General features: G+C 68.7%; 17 protein-coding genes. 4 read left to right on the top strand and 13 right to left on the bottom strand.

What is annotated here, in order from left to right:
- Window positions 1-2 precede the first annotated feature (2 nt).
- On the bottom strand, window positions 3-1,355 hold the full coding sequence (locus tag AC07O4_RS01355) for a sensor histidine kinase (RefSeq protein ID WP_495303525.1): 1,353 nt from the start codon (window positions 1,353-1,355) through the stop codon (window positions 3-5).
- A complete protein-coding gene (locus AC07O4_RS01360) occupies window positions 1,352-2,032 on the bottom strand; it encodes a response regulator (protein WP_062473345.1) in 681 nt (226 codons plus the stop codon). Before AC07O4_RS01360 ends, AC07O4_RS01355 begins: the two co-directional genes overlap by 4 nt.
- A 120-nt stretch (window positions 2,033-2,152) precedes the next feature.
- Here AC07O4_RS01360 and AC07O4_RS01365 point away from each other — a divergent pair, with 120 nt between their 5' ends.
- The gene (locus AC07O4_RS01365; RefSeq protein WP_495303526.1) at window positions 2,153-2,845 is read left to right on the top strand and encodes a phosphatase PAP2 family protein; all 693 of its coding nucleotides are present in this window, start codon (window positions 2,153-2,155) and stop codon (window positions 2,843-2,845) included.
- Window positions 2,846-2,972: 127 nt separating this feature from the next.
- Here AC07O4_RS01365 and lpxO read toward each other — a convergent pair whose 3' ends face one another.
- From lpxO to AC07O4_RS01380, 3 genes are all read right to left on the bottom strand, one after another.
- Complete coding sequence (lpxO, locus tag AC07O4_RS01370; RefSeq protein ID WP_062473341.1) at window positions 2,973-3,869, bottom strand: lipid A hydroxylase LpxO; 897 nt, start codon at window positions 3,867-3,869, stop codon at window positions 2,973-2,975.
- 93 nt (window positions 3,870-3,962) lie between these two features.
- A complete protein-coding gene (locus tag AC07O4_RS01375; RefSeq protein WP_070062381.1) occupies window positions 3,963-5,393 on the bottom strand; it encodes a sensor histidine kinase in 1,431 nt (476 codons plus the stop codon).
- Entirely contained in the window at window positions 5,390-6,073 is a 684-nt protein-coding gene (locus AC07O4_RS01380) for a response regulator (RefSeq protein ID WP_062473337.1), read from the bottom strand. Before AC07O4_RS01380 ends, AC07O4_RS01375 begins: the two co-directional genes overlap by 4 nt.
- A gap of 166 nt (window positions 6,074-6,239) precedes the next feature.
- Here AC07O4_RS01380 and AC07O4_RS01385 point away from each other — a divergent pair, with 166 nt between their 5' ends.
- Entirely contained in the window at window positions 6,240-7,382 is a 1,143-nt protein-coding gene (locus AC07O4_RS01385; RefSeq protein ID WP_495303527.1) for an alpha/beta hydrolase, read from the top strand.
- A 3-nt stretch (window positions 7,383-7,385) separates the two neighbouring features.
- On the opposite strand, the gene AC07O4_RS01390 is transcribed toward AC07O4_RS01385, so the two are convergent.
- Window positions 7,386-8,264: an NAD(P)-dependent oxidoreductase gene (locus tag AC07O4_RS01390; protein WP_495303528.1), complete on the bottom strand. Its 879-nt coding sequence runs from the start codon at window positions 8,262-8,264 to the stop codon at window positions 7,386-7,388.
- Between the two features lie 127 nt (window positions 8,265-8,391).
- Between AC07O4_RS01390 and AC07O4_RS01395 the strand changes: the two genes are divergently transcribed.
- Window positions 8,392-8,745, top strand: coding sequence for a winged helix-turn-helix transcriptional regulator (locus AC07O4_RS01395; RefSeq protein ID WP_095950514.1), 354 nt, complete (start codon window positions 8,392-8,394; stop codon window positions 8,743-8,745).
- Window positions 8,746-8,758: 13 nt separating this feature from the next.
- Here the strand turns inward: AC07O4_RS01395 and AC07O4_RS01400 are convergent, their stop codons facing one another.
- The 3 genes from AC07O4_RS01400 to AC07O4_RS01410 are packed head-to-tail and all read right to left on the bottom strand — an operon-like array spanning window position 8,759 to window position 10,135.
- Window positions 8,759-9,160 carry an OsmC family protein gene (locus AC07O4_RS01400; RefSeq protein WP_095746356.1) on the bottom strand — a complete coding sequence of 134 codons (402 nt, stop codon included), beginning with the start codon at window positions 9,158-9,160 and terminating at the stop codon, window positions 8,759-8,761.
- A gap of 31 nt (window positions 9,161-9,191) precedes the next feature.
- Entirely contained in the window at window positions 9,192-9,671 is a 480-nt protein-coding gene (locus tag AC07O4_RS01405) for a GNAT family N-acetyltransferase (protein WP_495303529.1), read from the bottom strand.
- Window positions 9,668-10,135 (bottom strand): Lrp/AsnC ligand binding domain-containing protein, encoded by a 468-nt coding sequence (locus tag AC07O4_RS01410; protein ID WP_062473326.1) that lies wholly within the window; start codon window positions 10,133-10,135, stop codon window positions 9,668-9,670. The genes AC07O4_RS01405 and AC07O4_RS01410 overlap by 4 nt, the downstream gene beginning before the upstream one ends.
- Before the next feature lie 128 nt (window positions 10,136-10,263).
- Here AC07O4_RS01410 and AC07O4_RS01415 point away from each other — a divergent pair, with 128 nt between their 5' ends.
- Window positions 10,264-11,565, top strand: a complete 1,302-nt coding sequence (locus tag AC07O4_RS01415; protein WP_495303530.1) for a D-amino acid dehydrogenase — start codon at window positions 10,264-10,266, stop codon at window positions 11,563-11,565.
- Between the two features lie 42 nt (window positions 11,566-11,607).
- Here the strand turns inward: AC07O4_RS01415 and AC07O4_RS01420 are convergent, their stop codons facing one another.
- From AC07O4_RS01420 to AC07O4_RS01435, 4 genes are read right to left on the bottom strand one after another with little or no spacing between them, the layout of a single operon-like run.
- On the bottom strand, window positions 11,608-11,958 hold the full coding sequence (locus AC07O4_RS01420) for a hypothetical protein (RefSeq protein ID WP_495303531.1): 351 nt from the start codon (window positions 11,956-11,958) through the stop codon (window positions 11,608-11,610).
- Between the two features lie 28 nt (window positions 11,959-11,986).
- Window positions 11,987-12,811 carry a MetQ/NlpA family ABC transporter substrate-binding protein gene (locus AC07O4_RS01425; protein ID WP_062473320.1) on the bottom strand — a complete coding sequence of 275 codons (825 nt, stop codon included), beginning with the start codon at window positions 12,809-12,811 and terminating at the stop codon, window positions 11,987-11,989.
- Window positions 12,812-12,854: 43 nt separating this feature from the next.
- Entirely contained in the window at window positions 12,855-13,517 is a 663-nt protein-coding gene (locus tag AC07O4_RS01430) for a methionine ABC transporter permease (RefSeq protein ID WP_062473319.1), read from the bottom strand.
- Entirely contained in the window at window positions 13,510-14,379 is an 870-nt protein-coding gene (locus tag AC07O4_RS01435) for a methionine ABC transporter ATP-binding protein (protein WP_070062373.1), read from the bottom strand. Before AC07O4_RS01435 ends, AC07O4_RS01430 begins: the two co-directional genes overlap by 8 nt.
- Window positions 14,380-14,467 lie beyond the last annotated feature (88 nt).

Genomic DNA, 14,467 nt, shown 5'->3' on the forward strand with positions numbered 1-14,467 from the left:
CTTCAGGCCTCGAGGTTCATCAGTTCGAGCCGCATCTTCGCGCCGCCCGATTCGCTCGAGCCGATGCTCAGCTGGCCGCGGTGCAGCCGCGCCACCTCGGCCACGAGGTGCAGGCCCAGCCCGGCGCCGCGCCCGCGCGGCACGAGCCGGTGGAACGGCGCCACCACGCGCTCGCGGTCGGCCTCGGGGATGCCCGGGCCCGAGTCGCGCACCTCGATGCACGAGGGCTCGCACAGCCGCACCTGGATGTCGCAGCCCGGCCCGCCGTGCTCGATGGCGTTCTGGATCAGGTTGGTGAGCGCGCGTTCCAGCGAAGGCGCGTCGCCGCGCACCGTGAGCGGCTGCGGCGCATCGACCGACAGCGTGCAGCGGCTGCGGATGGCGAGCGGCGCGATGTCGGCCGCCACGCGCTCGCACAGCGACTTCAGCTCCACCTGCTGGTCCAGCGACAGGCCGTGGTCGAGCCGCTGCAGGTCGAGCAGCTGCTCGGCCAGCGTGGCCAGTCGCGCCGAGGCCTGCATGAGCTTCATCTTCAGCGGGTCGTTGGGCAGGCCTTCGAGGTGGATCTGCAGCGTGGTGATGGGCGTGCGCAGCTCGTGCGCGGCATCGGCCAGGAAGCGCTCCTGCCGGTCGTAGCCTTCGTTGAGCCGGTCGAAGGCGCGGTTGACCGCGTTGACCAGCGGGCGGATCTCGCTGGCCACGTTGGCCAGCGGCAGGCGCGTGGTGCGCTCGTGCACGTCGATGCCCTCGGCATGCTCCGCCGTGGCCACCACGCCCTTCAGGCCGCGCTTGACCACGAACGGCGTCGCCAGGATCACGCCCAGGCAGGTGACGAGCGCCATCGGCGCCACCAGGAACAGGAAGGCGATGCCGGTGCCCTTGAGCGTGTTCTCCACCGTGAGCGGACCGCCGGTCTGCGCCATCACGGCCACCGGGCCGGCGCGCGATTCGATGCGCTCGAAGCGGGCCTTGGGGCGGGTGCCGTCGCTCTCGGGGTCGATGGCCACGCGCTCGGTGTCGTCGAGCGCATCGAGCAGCCGCAGGTAGGCGGGCGGCACCTCGCCGTGGCGCAGCTGCACGCCGTTCGGGTCGCGCACGATGAACCAGAACTGCGGGTCGGCCTTCTGCAGCCGCCGCAGCGCGCTCGTGGGCTCGACCACCAACTGGCCGTCGGTGCCGCGCATCAAGGCGCGCTGGATGGCCGCCACCGTCTCGTGGCCGGTCTCGTCGACCACGCGGCCCAACGCCCACGCCAGCCCGAGGAAGCCGCCCATCACCAGCAGGCCGACCACCACCTGCAACAGGATCAGGCTCCAGATCAGTCGCCAGCGCAGCGAAAGCAAGCTGAGGCTCATGCGGACTGCGGCGCGCACATCAGGTAGCCCACGCCACGGATCGCATGGATCTCGACCTGCGCGCCCGCCTTGTCGAGCTTCGAGCGCAGGCGCGAGACGTGCGTGTCGAGCGCGTTCGACTGGATGTCGTCCTTGTGGCCGTACACGCGGTCTTGCAGCGCCTCGCGCAGCACGGTGCGGCCTCGGTGTTCGAGCAGCGTCTCGAGCACCAGCAGCTCGCGCCGCGGCAGCGTGAGGCAGGCCTCGCCCACATGGGCCTGGCGCGTGTGGTGGTCGAAGCGCAGCTGCCCGAGCGTCATGATGAAGTTGGCGCGCACCGCGGGACGGCGTGCCAGCGCGCGCACGCGGGCCAGCAGCTCGTCCATCGAGAAGGGCTTGGCCAGGTAGTCGTCGGCGCCGCCGTCCAGGCTCAGCACGCGCTCGGCCACGTCGGTCATGGCGGTGAGCACGAGCACGGCGCAGGCGATGTGGTTCTGCGCGAGGAACGCGACGAGCGAGAGGCCGTCGCCGTCGGGCAGCCCGCGGTCGAGCACGACCACGTCGTAGGGCGCGCCGAGCGCGGCCTCCTCGGCCGCGCGCAGCGAGCTCGCCACATCGACCACCGCCTGGTTCTGGCGCAGCGCCGACGCGAGCGCCTGCGCCAGGTCGGCTTCGTCTTCGACAAGCAGGATTCTCATGGGGGGATGGGGAGAGACCGGACAGGCGGGTGATTCTAGAGAGCCCCACATGAGGTAACGCAATGTTCACGCAATGCATGCGCCTACGCTGTGGCGCTTCCCTCTCCTGAAAGCGCACCGGTGACGCTGCCCTCCCGCCCGAACCCCGCCGCCCTCCCCGTCACGCCCTGGCACCTGGCGCTGGGGCAGCGCTTCGCCACGCTGTGGGTCGTGAAGATGATCGGCACCACGCTCGGCATCTCGGGCTTCTTCGTCCTGTACTTCTGGGTGATGCACCACCCGCCCTCGGTGCCCACGGTGATGCCGCTCACCCCCATCGACCACTGGGTGGACGTGAGCGACGACGCGATGCTGCTGTACAGCTCGCTGTGGTTCTACATCTCGCTCGCGCCGGCCTTCACGAAAAACAAGGCCGAGCTGTGGGCCTGCGCGCGTGGCGCCGCACTCATGGCGGCCACCGGCCTGGCGGTGTTCTGGTGCTTTCCGACGGTGGTGCCGAGCTTCGCGATCGACTGGTCGCAGTATCCGGCGCTGCAGTTCCTCAAGAGCGCCGATGCGGGCGGCAATGCCTTCCCGTCGCTGCATGTGGCCTTCGCCGTGTTCGCGGCCGTGTGGCTCGGCCGCCAGCTGCGCAGCGTGCAGGCGCCCGCGTGGACGCAATGGGTGAACGTGCTGTGGGCCGCGGGGATCGTCTACTCGACGCTGGCCACGCGCCAGCACGTGCTGCTCGACGTGCTCGGCGGTGTGCTGCTGGCGGGCCTGGTGTGCTGGCGTCGCACGCCGCGTGCCCGTTTGATACTGGCTGAGGCCTGAGCAGCGCTGTCAGGCTGGATCCTTCAAGAACCACCGCGGAACCGGCTTTGCCGGGCCGCCGGTGGTGCCCCCGGTAGGGGGTTGGCGCAGCGACACGAAGTGCGCGTAGCCTGGGGGCGAGCCTAGTTCACCAGAAGATCCAGAGCGCCAGGCCGCCGAAGATCGTCCACTTCACGAGGTAGTACGCGCGCTTGTCCCAGGCCTTCAGGCGCTTGCCGACCACGCGGATCTGGTAGATGTACTTGAAGGCGCGGTTCAGGCCGCCCGTCTTGTCGCCCGCGTCGTTGGGCGAGGCGGCGGCGGCCAGCAGGTTCTTGGCGAACCAGCGGTTCACGGCGCTGGCCCAGCGGTACTTCAGCGGACGCTCGATGTCGCAGAACAGGATCACGCGGTCGTGGTCGGTGGTGTTCTCGGCGTAGTGGATGTAGGTCTCGTCGAACACCACGGCCTCGCCGTCGCGCCAGTGGTAGCGCTGGCCGTCGACGTCGATGTAGCAGCCTTCGACGCCCGGCGTCCACAGGCCCAGGTGGTAGCGCAGCGAACCGGCGAACGGATCGCGGTGGCGCACGAGGCGGCTGCCCGGGGGCAGCTCGGCGAACATCGCGGCCTTGATGGTGCCGATGCCTTTGAGCAGCTCGGTGGTGCGCGGGCACAGCACGGCGGCCGAGGGGTGCGCCTCGTCGTACCACTTCAGGTAGAAGCGCTTCCAGCCGCTCTTGAAGAAGGAGTTGAAGCCCACGTCGTTGAACTGGCTCGAGGCCTTGATGCTGCCGCCGTTGCGCATGGCCAGCGCCTCTTCGCGGATCACTTCCCAGTTTTCCTCGAGGATGCGCATCTCGGGGAACTGCGCGGGCGACAGGTACGGCGTACCGGGCACCTTCGAGAAAAGGTACATGAAGACGTTCAGCGGCGCCAGGAAGGTCGAGTGATCAGAGAGCTGTCTGAAGAACTTGTGCCGGACCTGGCCGCGGAAGTGAACGTAGAGTGCGCTGAGCACGAAGATGGCAAGAATGACCCACTTCATTGGTGAAAGTGTCCTGTAGACGAGCGCCGGGGGAGCCGGCTAGTGTAAATCCTTGCCCCGAAACAAGCCCGGCCGGGGCCTTTTCCCCCGGGCTCAGGCGCCGACGAGCAAGGGCTGCGGCACATCGGCCTGCGCCAGCGGCAGCCGCACCGTGGCCAGCAGGCCGCCGCCCGGGGCCTCCCCCAGCACCGCGTCGCCGCCGTGCCGGTCAACCACCGACTTGACGATGGCCAGGCCCAGCCCGCTGCCGCTTTGCGTCTGGTCGGGGTTGCGGAAGAAGCGGTCGAACACGCGCTCGCGCAGCGCGGGCGGAATGCCCGGGCCCGTGTCGGCCACGGTCAGCAGCGCCCGCGCGCCCTCGCGCGCCACGTGCACCGTCACGGTGGCGCCGCAGGGGCTGTACTTGATCGCGTTGTCGATCAGGTTGTCGATCATCGAGACCAGGCTTTCGCGCTCGCCGAGCACCGGCACGGCGTCGTCGCACACCAGTTCGAGCTCCACGCCGCGCGCACGCGCCAGGCCCTCGATCATGGCCAGCCGGTCCTGCACCAGCCCGTCGAGCGACAGCATCACGGGCAGCGCGTTGGTGGCGACGGCGTCGCTGCGCATGAGCTGCAGCAGCTGCCCCACCAGCCGCGCCGCGCGGTCGTTGCTGCGCAGCAGGTTGGCCATGAGTTCGCGCTGGCCCTCGTCGCTGCTCTGCTCCTTCAGCGCCTCGACGTTCACGCGCATGGCCGCCAGCGGCGTGCGCAGCTCGTGCGCCGCATCGGCGATCAGGCTGCGCTCGCGCGTGGTGCTGTCGCGCACCCGCAGCAGCAGGCTGTTGATGCTCTGCACCATCGGCTTGAGCTCCTTGTGCGGCGGCGTGTACGACAGCGGCGTCAGGTCGTCGGGCCCGCGCTCGGCGGTCTCGCGGCTCACCTGGCGCCACGGACGCAGCGCCAGCCGCACCGACAGCCAGGCGGGAAAGACCAGGAACGGCAGGCTGATCACCAGCGGCAGCAGGTAGTAGCCGCGCGACAGCACGGTGACGGCCAGCCGCCACACGCTGGGCTCGGCCAGCACCACGCGGGTGTCGGCGATGGGCGAGGCCATCGTGCGCGCGCGCCACTCGCGGCCGCCCGCTACCACGGTCTCGTTGCGGTCGGGCACCGAGTTCAGCAGCACGGGCACACCGGCGCGCGAGTTGTAGATCAGCTTGCCGTGCTGCCACACCTGCATCACCGCCAGGGCTTCGTTGGTTTCGTCGCCGTCGCTGAGCGCCTCAATGAGCGCGGCGTCGAAGGCCTCGAGCGCTTCTCGCTGCCGCTCGGGTTGGTCCTCCAGCTTCTGCGCAATGGAGATCGCCGCCTTGAAGATGCTGGTGAACCGGAGCAGCCCCGGGTCCTTGTACGAGTCGTACAGCAGCAGCCCCACGGCCGAGGTCCACAGCAGTGCGACCACGGCCATCTGCGCCACCAGCAGGCGGCGCATCAGGGACGGCTGGTTCCAGTTCTTCCAGCCGCGCGCCAGCTGGCGCATCATTTGGACGGGCTCCGCACCAGCGACTGGGTGTCGATCACGTAGCCGATGCCGCGCACCGTGCGGATGTAGCCCTGCCCGATCTTCTTGCGCAGGTTGGAGATGTGTACCTCGAGCGAGTTGCTGCCGTTGGCCTGGCCGCCGGGCAGCACCTGCTCTTCCATCACGCGGCGCGTGACCACGCGGCCGGTGCGCTTGAGCAGCAACGCGAGCAGGTCGAACTCGCAGCGCGACAGCTCCACCGGCTCGCCATCGACGATCACGCCGCGCGTGGGCTCGTGCAGCGCCAGGCCGCGCATGCGGATGGTCTCGTCGTTGAAGCCGTAGCTGCGCCGTGCCAGGGCCCGCACGCGCGACAGCAGCTCGGCCAGCGCGAAAGGCTTCACGAGGTAGTCGTCGGCGCCGTCGTCCAGGCTGCGCAGGCGGTCGTTGAGCGCATCGCGCGCGCTCAGCACCAGCACCGGCAATATCTGGCGGGTGCGGCGCAGGCGCAGCAGCAGGTCGAGCCCGTCGCCGTCGGGCAGGCCGAGGTCGAGCAGCACCATGTCGAAGGCGCCGTTGTCGAGGGTGCGCAAGGCGTCGTCGAGCCGGCGGACCCACACCACGTCCAAGCCCTGGTTGGCGAGCGCAATGCGCACGCCGTTGCCAAGATCAAGATCGTCCTCAACAAGCAAAAGATTCATGGGAAGGATTCCAAGCGAACAAGCCCGGTTCCGGGAAGTGGCCGAAGTATCTGCCACACCCCGTCGCTGCGCTTCAGGAAGCCTTCATGAAGGCTGCAGGGCTTCTTCAGGCGGCGTGCCCACACTGCAAGGCTCCTGTTTTCTTCTTCATGCCTGGAGCCCCGACGTGCCTCGCCCCTGTCTTTCCACGGTCCGCCCGCACTGGGCGAACCCGCTTCACTTCCAGCGCCGCGACCTGCTGCGCGCCGTGCTCCTGGGCAGCGCGGCCGGGCTGGCCGCTTGCGGCGGCGGTGGTGGTGGTGGCGGCAACGCCGGCCCTGCCCCCATCGGCAACGACCTTCCCGTGGCGGCCACCGACCGCCGCGTGAAAGTGTCGACCACGCCCGACGTCTCGCTGCAAGTGCGCGACTGGCAGCGCAGCGACGACGGCGGTCCCGTGCTCGTGCTGCTCGCCGGCCTGGGCGGCAACGCGCGCTGCTTCGACAGCCTGGCGCCCGCGCTGGTCGCGGCCGGCGCCGCCTCGCGCGTGCTCGCCGTGAGCCGGCGCGGCTACGGCCTGTCGGACAAGCCGCTGCCGGTGAAGAGCGCCACGCAGCACTACGAGGTCGACACGCTGGTCGACGACCTGGCCGCGCTGTGCGATGCGCTCGGCCTCACGCGCGTGGTGCTCGGTGGCCATTCGATCGCCGGCAACGAACTCACGCGCTTCGCGGGCCGCTTTCCCGAGCGGGTGCGCGGCCTGGTGTACCTCGATACCACCTTCGACTACACGAAGGACGCCGACACCGGCGGCGAAGACCCGCCGCTGAACCGCCGGCTCGACGAGCCCGCGCCCACGCCCGACGACGGCCGCTCGATGAAGGCGGCCATTGCGTACCTGCGGCGAAAGTCCAAGAACTGGTGGCCGGCGCTCGAGGCCAACCTGCGCGACGCGCTCGACGCGCTGGCCGACGGCAGCGTGCGACCCAACACGCCCGACGCGGTGGAGACCGCGATGGACACCGCGGCCCACCGCTTCTCGCCCGACTACCGGCCGGTGCGCGCGCCAGCGCTGGTGGTGACCGCGCTGCCGTTCGACCAGCGCGACCTGTTCCCCTGGCTCGAACGGCCGCTCGACGCGCAGACCGGCCAGGACGCCGCCGACTTCCTGCGCATCTTCCGCCGCGTGCGCCGCGCCGACGCCGACCGCCTGGCTGCCGCGCTGCAGACCTCGCACCGGCTCACGCTGGACCACTGCAACCACACCGACTTCTTCATGGAACGCGAGGCCGAGGTGGTGCGCGCGATCCAGTCGATGCGCTGGGCCTGATCCTTACTTGCGCAGCAGCTTGATCAGCGCCGCCAGTTCCTCGCCGCCGAGCCCCGCCGCATCGGCGCGCCGGAACAGGCCCGCGGCAAAGGCCGGGAACTCGGTGTTGATGCCCGCCTCCTTCGCGGTCTGCAGGATGCGCTGCGTGGCCTCGACCGAGATGCGCATCGGGCTCTGCGTGATCGCGAAGTCGCCCGACTGGATCACCGCGCCCTCGTGCTGGAGAAAGCCCGCGAAGGTCGGCATGATGCCGGCCACGATGCGGCCGTACTCGGCCACGTCGAAGCCTTCGTGCTCGGCGATGCGCGCGCCGTGCAAAAAGCCGAGCATCGTGCCGTAGATGCTGGACAGCGTGGCCAGGTCCATGGCCGCGGCCGCACTGGCCTTGTCGCCGAGGTAGACGATGCCGCCGGCCAGCACCTTCAGCAAGGGCTCGGCCTCGGCGAACACGGCCTGCGCACCCGACACCAGCAGCGGCGTGTCGGGCCGGCCCATCTGGTCCGGTGCGGCCTGGATCGCGCCTTCGAGGTAGGCGGCGCCGTGGCGGTGCGCCCAGGCCTCGGCCTCGCGCGCGTCCTTCGGGCTGCCCGTGGTGAGCTGCGCGAGCAAGCGGCCGTCCATGGCGGCGGCCACGCCGTCCATCGCGAAGATCGCGTCGGCGGCGCGGTAGTCGTACACGCACATCACGGCCATGCGGCTCGCGCGCAATGCCTCGGCCGCGCTGCGCGCCAGCACGGCGCCGCGGGCGACCAGCGCGTCGGCCTTGTCGGCCGTGCGGTTCCACAGCGTGACCTTGTAGCCCTGGTCGAGAAAGAGCCGCGCGATGACGACGCCCATGGCGCCCAGGCCCAGAACCGAAACTTCCTTGTTGGTGTTGCTCATGGCAATCCGATGCAGTGGTGGTTGATGACGCCTGCATGGTAGAAATTACACTTCCACATGGTCAAGTACCTACGATAAAGTAAGGTACTTACCAAATGGAAAGTATTGGAATCGCAAGGAGCAAGAGATGGCAGCGAAGAAGCCCTACAACTGCGGCATCGGCCCCGCGTTCGAGGTCATCGGCGGCAAGTGGAAAGCCGTCATCCTGTGGGAGCTGCACCTGCAGCCCTACCGCTTCGGCGAGCTGAAGCGGCTGCTGCCCGAGATCAGCGAGAAGATGCTGATCCAGCAGCTACGCGAGATGGAAACCGACGGCCTCGTGCACCGCGAGGTGTTTCACGAAGTGCCGCCGCGCGTCGAGTATTCCGAGACCTCGCTGGGCGCCACGCTCAATGCGGCGCTGGGGCCGCTGGCCGATTGGGGCGACCGCTATGCCAAGCGCGTGGCGGCGGCGCGCAAGCAGGCCGAAGCGGCGAAGTAGGAACGCAGCGCGTTCAGTCGGCCCAGCCGGTTTCGATCTCGGTCTTGACCTCGGTCATCAGCTTGTGCACCGGGCACTTGCCCGCCACGCGCAGCAGCTCATCGCGCTGCGCCTCGCTCAGATCGCCCGTCAGGCGCAGGCCCGACTTCAGGCGGTAGATGCCCTTGCGTTCCTCGCTGTCGTCGCGGTCGACCACGACCTCGATGTCTTCCACCGGAATGCCCTTGCGGCGCGCGTAGAGCAGCACCGTGAGCGCCTTGCAGGCCGCCAGCGACGCGTCGTACAGGTCGTGCGGCTCGGCGCCACCGTCGCTGCCGCCGCCCGCGGGCGAGGCATCGACGGGGATCTCGTGGTTGCGGATCTTGAGGATGTGGCGCGTGCCGGTGGTGCCGTCGCGGCGGATCGAGAGGGTCATGCCGATGTCCTTGAAGGGGTGAAAAGAAAGCTCAGGCCAAGTCTTTCACATACAGGATGGTCGTGAATCCGCTGTGCCATTCGAGGTCGGGGTAGCGGCCGGCCTCGCGGTAGCCGAGCGCGCGATACAGGCCCTGGCTCTGCGTGTTGAAGGTGTCGGTCTCGAGCCGCGCCTGCGCCACGCCGTCGGCGCGCATGCCGGCTTCGGCAAAGGCCATGAGCGCGCGGGCGATGCCCTTGCGCTGGTGCGCGGCGGGCACGTGCAGGGCCTGCACGAAGTCGTGTTCCCAATGGACCATGCCGACCACCTCGCCGTCGAGTTCCGCCACGAAGAAGGCCGGGCCGCTCTCGTCGATGTAGCCCACGGGCTCACCGCTGTCGGCATAGGCCTTGGCGGCCTCGGGCGTGAGCTGCGGCAGCCAGGTGCTCGCGAAGGTGTCGTCGAGGATGGCCTTCACGGCGTCGAAGTCGGCCAGGCGCCAAGGCCGGATGACGATAGCGGCCCCGCTCACCGGTCCACCGCCAACATCAGCGTTTCCTTGATCTCTTCCATCACCACGTAGCTGTGCGACTCGGCCGCCACCGGCAGCTTCTTGAGGATGTCGCCCAGCAGGTGCCGGTACTCGCTCATGCCGCTCAGGCGCGCCTTCACGAGGTAGTCGAAGCTGCCCGACACCAGGTGGCATTCGAGCACCTCGGGCATGTGCAGCAGCTCCTGCTTCACCTTGTCGAACACGTCGCCCGACTTGGCCGAGAGCTTGATCTCCACGAACACCAGCAGCGTCTTGCCCAGCGCCTCGGGCGACACGTGCGCGTGGTAGCCGGTGATGACGCCGTCGCGCTCCATGCGCTTGACGCGCTCGGCGCAGGGCGAGGCCGACAGGCCGATGCGCTCGGCCAGTTCGGTCATGGAAATGCGCCCCTGGCGCTGCAGCAGGTCGAGGATCTTGCGGTCGATTCGGTCGAGTTCGGGCATTTCACTCCGCGCGGGGCCTTGGACGGTTTTCGACAGCGATTTTCACTGCCAAAGACCTAAGAACAATGGAATCCACTGCATTGTGCACTTTAGATTCACATCATTCCATTCAGATCAGCGGATACACCATGAAAGTCATCGTTCTCGGCGGCGGCGTGATCGGCACCACCACGGCGTACTACCTCGCGCGCTCCGGCGCCGAAGTCACCTTGCTCGACCGGCAGGCCGGCCCGGCCGAGGAAACGAGCTTCGGCAACGCCGGCCAGGTGTCGCCCGGCTACTCGACGCCGTGGGCCGCGCCCGGCATTCCGCTGAAGGCGATCAAGTGGATGTTCCAGAAGCACGCGCCGCTGTCGATCCGACCCGACGGCACGCTGTTCCAGCTGCGCTGGATGGCCGCGATGCTGCGCAACTGCTCGCCCGAGCGCTATGCGGTCAACAAGGAACGCATGATGCGCGTGGCCGAATACAGCCGCGGCTGCCTGCAGCAGCTGCGCGCCGACACCGGCCTGCAGTACGAGCACCGCACCGGCGGCACGCTGCAGCTGTTCCGTACGCAGGCGCAGCTCGACGCGGTGCAGCGCGACATCGCCGTGCTCGAGGAATGCGGCGTGCCTTATGAACTGCTCGACCGCGACGCCCTGGCGCGCGTCGAACCCGGCCTGGCCGGCGCGCGCGAGCGCCTCACGGGCGGCCTGCGCCTGCCCAACGACGAAACCGGCGACTGCCACCTGTTCACGCGCGGCCTCGCCGAGATCGCGCGCGGCCTGGGCGTGGACTTCCGATTCGGCCAGACCATCGACGGCCTGGAGACCGACGGCGGCCGCATCACCGGCGTGCGCACGCGTGCCGGCAAGATCCTCACGGCCGATCGCTATGTGATGGCCTTCGGCAGCTACTCGCGCGCCGCCATCGCCTCGCTGGGCCTGGACATCCCCGTGTACCCGGTCAAGGGCTACTCGCTCACGGTGCCGCTGCTCGACGAATCGCTCGCACCGCAATCGACGGTGCTCGACGAAACCTACAAGGTGGCCGTCACGCGCTTCGACAACCGCATCCGCGTGGGCGGCATGGCCGAGCTCGGCGGCTTCGACCTGCGCCTGAACCCGGCGCGCCGTGCCACGCTCGAGAAAGTGGTGAGCGACCTGTTCCCGGGTGGCGACCTGCCCAACGCCAGCTTCTGGACCGGCCTGCGCCCGATGACGCCCGACAGCACGCCCATCGTCGGCGCCACGCGCTACCCCAACCTGTTCCTGAACACCGGCCACGGCACGCTGGGCTGGACCATGGCCTGCGGCTCGGGCAAGCTGATCTCGGACCTGGTGACGGGCCAGCGGCCGGAGATCCGCACGGACGGGTTGGCGATGGACCGCTACACGCAAGGGCCGTCGCGTTCGGCGCGCCCGAACCCGACGACGGCGCCGGCCTGAGCGACGCCTGGGATGCGACGGGCCGCCCGAGCCCGCGCTGACCTACTCGTCGCTCGCGTCGTTGCCCGTCATCGCGAGCACCTCTTCGACAAAGGCCTCGAAGCGCGGCAACGCGGCAGGCAGCCCGTCGGGCGAAGCGGCCTCGCCCGCATCGAAGAAATGCGGCGCATCGGCGGGCATGGCGACCCACTCCCCGCCCTCGACCAACAGCCCCAGATACCCCTCCGCCGTCGGCAGGTAGAACAGCCCCGCGCTGTCGAGCACGCGCTGGCCGTCGGCCTCGCCGCGCCCCCAGCGCACGCCGTGGCGCGCGAGGTGGTCGCTGATCCAGCCGTCGCACACGTGCGTGTCGCGCCAATTGGCCTGGCCATCGAACACGGCGAGCACGGGCATGGGGCGTCCTTCGCTGAAGCGTGGTGGATTACTGCAGGAAGCTGGGCTTGGCGTAGCCCTGGAACTTGCTGTCGACCACCGTCTTGAATTCCTTCGAGCGGTAGGCCTCGGCGATGTCCTTGGCCCAGGCGGCGTTTTTGTCGGCGCTCTTCACGGCGACCACATTCAGGTAGTAGTCGGGCGTCTTCTCGAGCACCACGGCTTCGGTGAGCTTCAGGCCCGACGAGATCGCGAAGTTGCCGTTGACGATGGCGTACTCGGTGTCACCCAGCGAACGCGGCAGCTGCGCGGCCTCGAGCGGAATGAACTTGAGCTTCTTCGGGTTCTCGGCCACGTCCTTCTCGGACGCGCGCAGCGGATCGATGCCGGCCTTGATCGTGACCAGCTTGTTCTGCTCCAGCAGCACCAGCGCGCGCGCCAGGTTGCTCGGGTCGTTCGGCAGCGTCACGCGGTCGCCTTCCTTCACGTCGGCCAGCGTCTTGCGCTTGGTCGAGTACACGCCCATGGGCGCGATCGGGCCCTGCACCAGCTCGGCGAGGTCGAGCTTCTGGTCGGCCGAGAACTTCTGCAGGTAGACCCGATGCTGGAAGAAATTGGCGTCGAGCGAGCCCTGGGCCAGCGCGAGGTTGGGCTGCACGTAGTCGTTGAACTCGACCAGCTTTACCTTGTAGCCCTTCTTCTCGAGGATCGGAATGATGCCGGCCTTGAGCTGGTCGGCGTTGGAGCCGGCGGTGCCGCCGATCACGAGGTTCTTCTTGGCGTCCTGCGCCTGCGCCGACAGCGAGAGGCCGCCGAGCGACAGCGCGACGAGGGAAACGGCGAGGACGGAACGGCGCAGCAGTGCGGTTTTCATGGAATGAGCAGAAAGAAGGGAGAAGAAAAAGAAGAAAGAAAAATCAACGCTTGTCGAGCCGGCGCGCCGTGGTGTTGCCCACGAACTGCAGGATCTGCACCAACACCACGAGCAGCGCCACGGTAAGCACCATCACGTCGGTCTGGAAGCGGTAGTAGCCGTAGCGGATGGCCAGGTCGCCGATGCCGCCGCCGCCCACCACGCCGGCAATGGCCGAGTACGACAGGAAGCTCACGGCCAGCACAGTGAGCGCGAGCACCAGGCCCGAGCGCGCCTCGACGATCAGCACGCGCCAGACGATCTGCAGCTCCGAGGCGCCCATGGCATGCGCCGCCTCGATCACGCCGCGCGGCACCTCGCGCAGGCACTGGTCGACCAGCCGCGCGAAGTACGGAATGGCCGCGAACGACAGCGGCACCGCGGCCGCCAGCGGGCCGATGGAGGTGCCCGCGATGATCCGCGTGAACGGCACCAGCGCCACCAGCAGGATGATGAACGGGAAGGAACGCACCGTGTTCACGATCCAGTTGAGGATGTGGAACGCGGGCTTGTTCTCGAGCGACTGGCCCGGGCCGAGCAGGAACAGCAGGATGCCCAGCGGCCCGCCGATGAGCACCGCCGCCGACAGGCCGATGGCCAGCATCAGGAAGGTCTGGCCCGTGGCCGTCCACAGCTCGGGAAGGATGGGGGTGATGTTCTCAAACATAGGCCAGCTCCTGCGCGTTGCGCTGTGCGGTCGCCACGCGCGGCGCCACGGGTTCGCGCGCCTCGCGTTCGCGGCGGCGCACCAGTTCGTCGATCTCGCGGCCGAGCGCGGTCTTGCGTTCCTCGCTCGGCGCATCGACAGCGAACTGCTCGATGAGGCGGCCCTTTTCGAGGATGGCCACGTTGCGGCACAGCACCTCGACCACCGAGAGCTCGTGCGTGACGATCACGATGGTCACGCCGATCTTCTGGTTGATGTCGCGCAGCGTTTCGAGCAGCGCGCGGGTGGTTTCGGTGTCGAGCGCCGAGGTGGGCTCGTCGCACAGCAGCACCTGCGGGCGCGGCGCCAGCGCGCGGGCGATGGCCACGCGCTGCTTCTGGCCGCCCGAGAGCTGGGCCGGGTAGGTGTCGATCTTTTCAGCCAGGCCGACGAGGTCGAGGCATTCGCGCACCCGCTCGTTGATCTCGGCCTTGGAGTGGCGGCCATGGATCTTCAGCGGGAAGGCCACGTTGTCGAACACCGTGGCGTTCTGCAGCAGGTTGAACTGCTGGAAGATCATGCCGATGTTCTGGCGCGTGTCGCGCAGCTCGCGGCGCGAGAGCGTCGTGAGGTCGCGCCCGCCGACGAACACCCGGCCCGCGTCGGGCCGCTCCAGCAGGTTGATGAGGCGCAGCAAGGTCGACTTGCCGGCGCCGCTCTTGCCGATGAGGCCGAACACGTCGCCCTGCTGGATCTCGAGCGAGAGAGATTGCACGGCGTCGAACACCTCGCCGCTGGGCAAGGCAAACGACTTCTGCACCGATTGAAGACGGATGACCGGCGCCGCGTTGCCGCGTGCCGCATCAGGCGAAGGGAAGGTCATGAAAGAAGGCGCGGGCCGCACAGGCGCGACCGCGCAGGTTCGCAAAAAGGTGCCGAGTATGAAAAGAAACAAGCCGAAAGGGAACGAA

It is taken from the genome of Variovorax sp. GW821-FHT09D04 (assembly GCF_059416405.1).

Excerpts from the sequence above, each read along its gene's own strand:
- AC07O4_RS01355 (WP_495303525.1), bottom strand. The coding sequence starts at position 1,355 with ATGAGCCTCAGCTTGCTTTCGCTGCGCTGGCGACTGATCTGGAGCCTG.
- AC07O4_RS01360 (WP_062473345.1), bottom strand. The coding sequence starts at position 2,032 with ATGAGAATCCTGCTTGTCGAAGACGAAGCCGACCTGGCGCAGGCGCTC.
- lpxO (WP_062473341.1), bottom strand. The coding sequence starts at position 3,869 with ATGAAGTGGGTCATTCTTGCCATCTTCGTGCTCAGCGCACTCTACGTT.
- AC07O4_RS01375 (WP_070062381.1), bottom strand. The coding sequence starts at position 5,393 with ATGATGCGCCAGCTGGCGCGCGGCTGGAAGAACTGGAACCAGCCGTCC.
- AC07O4_RS01380 (WP_062473337.1), bottom strand. The coding sequence starts at position 6,073 with ATGAATCTTTTGCTTGTTGAGGACGATCTTGATCTTGGCAACGGCGTG.
- AC07O4_RS01390 (WP_495303528.1), bottom strand. The coding sequence starts at position 8,264 with ATGAGCAACACCAACAAGGAAGTTTCGGTTCTGGGCCTGGGCGCCATG.
- AC07O4_RS01395 (WP_095950514.1), top strand. The coding sequence starts at position 8,392 with ATGGCAGCGAAGAAGCCCTACAACTGCGGCATCGGCCCCGCGTTCGAG.
- AC07O4_RS01400 (WP_095746356.1), bottom strand. The coding sequence starts at position 9,160 with ATGACCCTCTCGATCCGCCGCGACGGCACCACCGGCACGCGCCACATC.
- AC07O4_RS01410 (WP_062473326.1), bottom strand. The coding sequence starts at position 10,135 with ATGCCCGAACTCGACCGAATCGACCGCAAGATCCTCGACCTGCTGCAG.
- AC07O4_RS01415 (WP_495303530.1), top strand. The coding sequence starts at position 10,264 with ATGAAAGTCATCGTTCTCGGCGGCGGCGTGATCGGCACCACCACGGCG.
- AC07O4_RS01420 (WP_495303531.1), bottom strand. The coding sequence starts at position 11,958 with ATGCCCGTGCTCGCCGTGTTCGATGGCCAGGCCAATTGGCGCGACACG.
- AC07O4_RS01425 (WP_062473320.1), bottom strand. The coding sequence starts at position 12,811 with ATGAAAACCGCACTGCTGCGCCGTTCCGTCCTCGCCGTTTCCCTCGTC.
- AC07O4_RS01430 (WP_062473319.1), bottom strand. The coding sequence starts at position 13,517 with ATGTTTGAGAACATCACCCCCATCCTTCCCGAGCTGTGGACGGCCACG.
- AC07O4_RS01435 (WP_070062373.1), bottom strand. The coding sequence starts at position 14,379 with ATGACCTTCCCTTCGCCTGATGCGGCACGCGGCAACGCGGCGCCGGTC.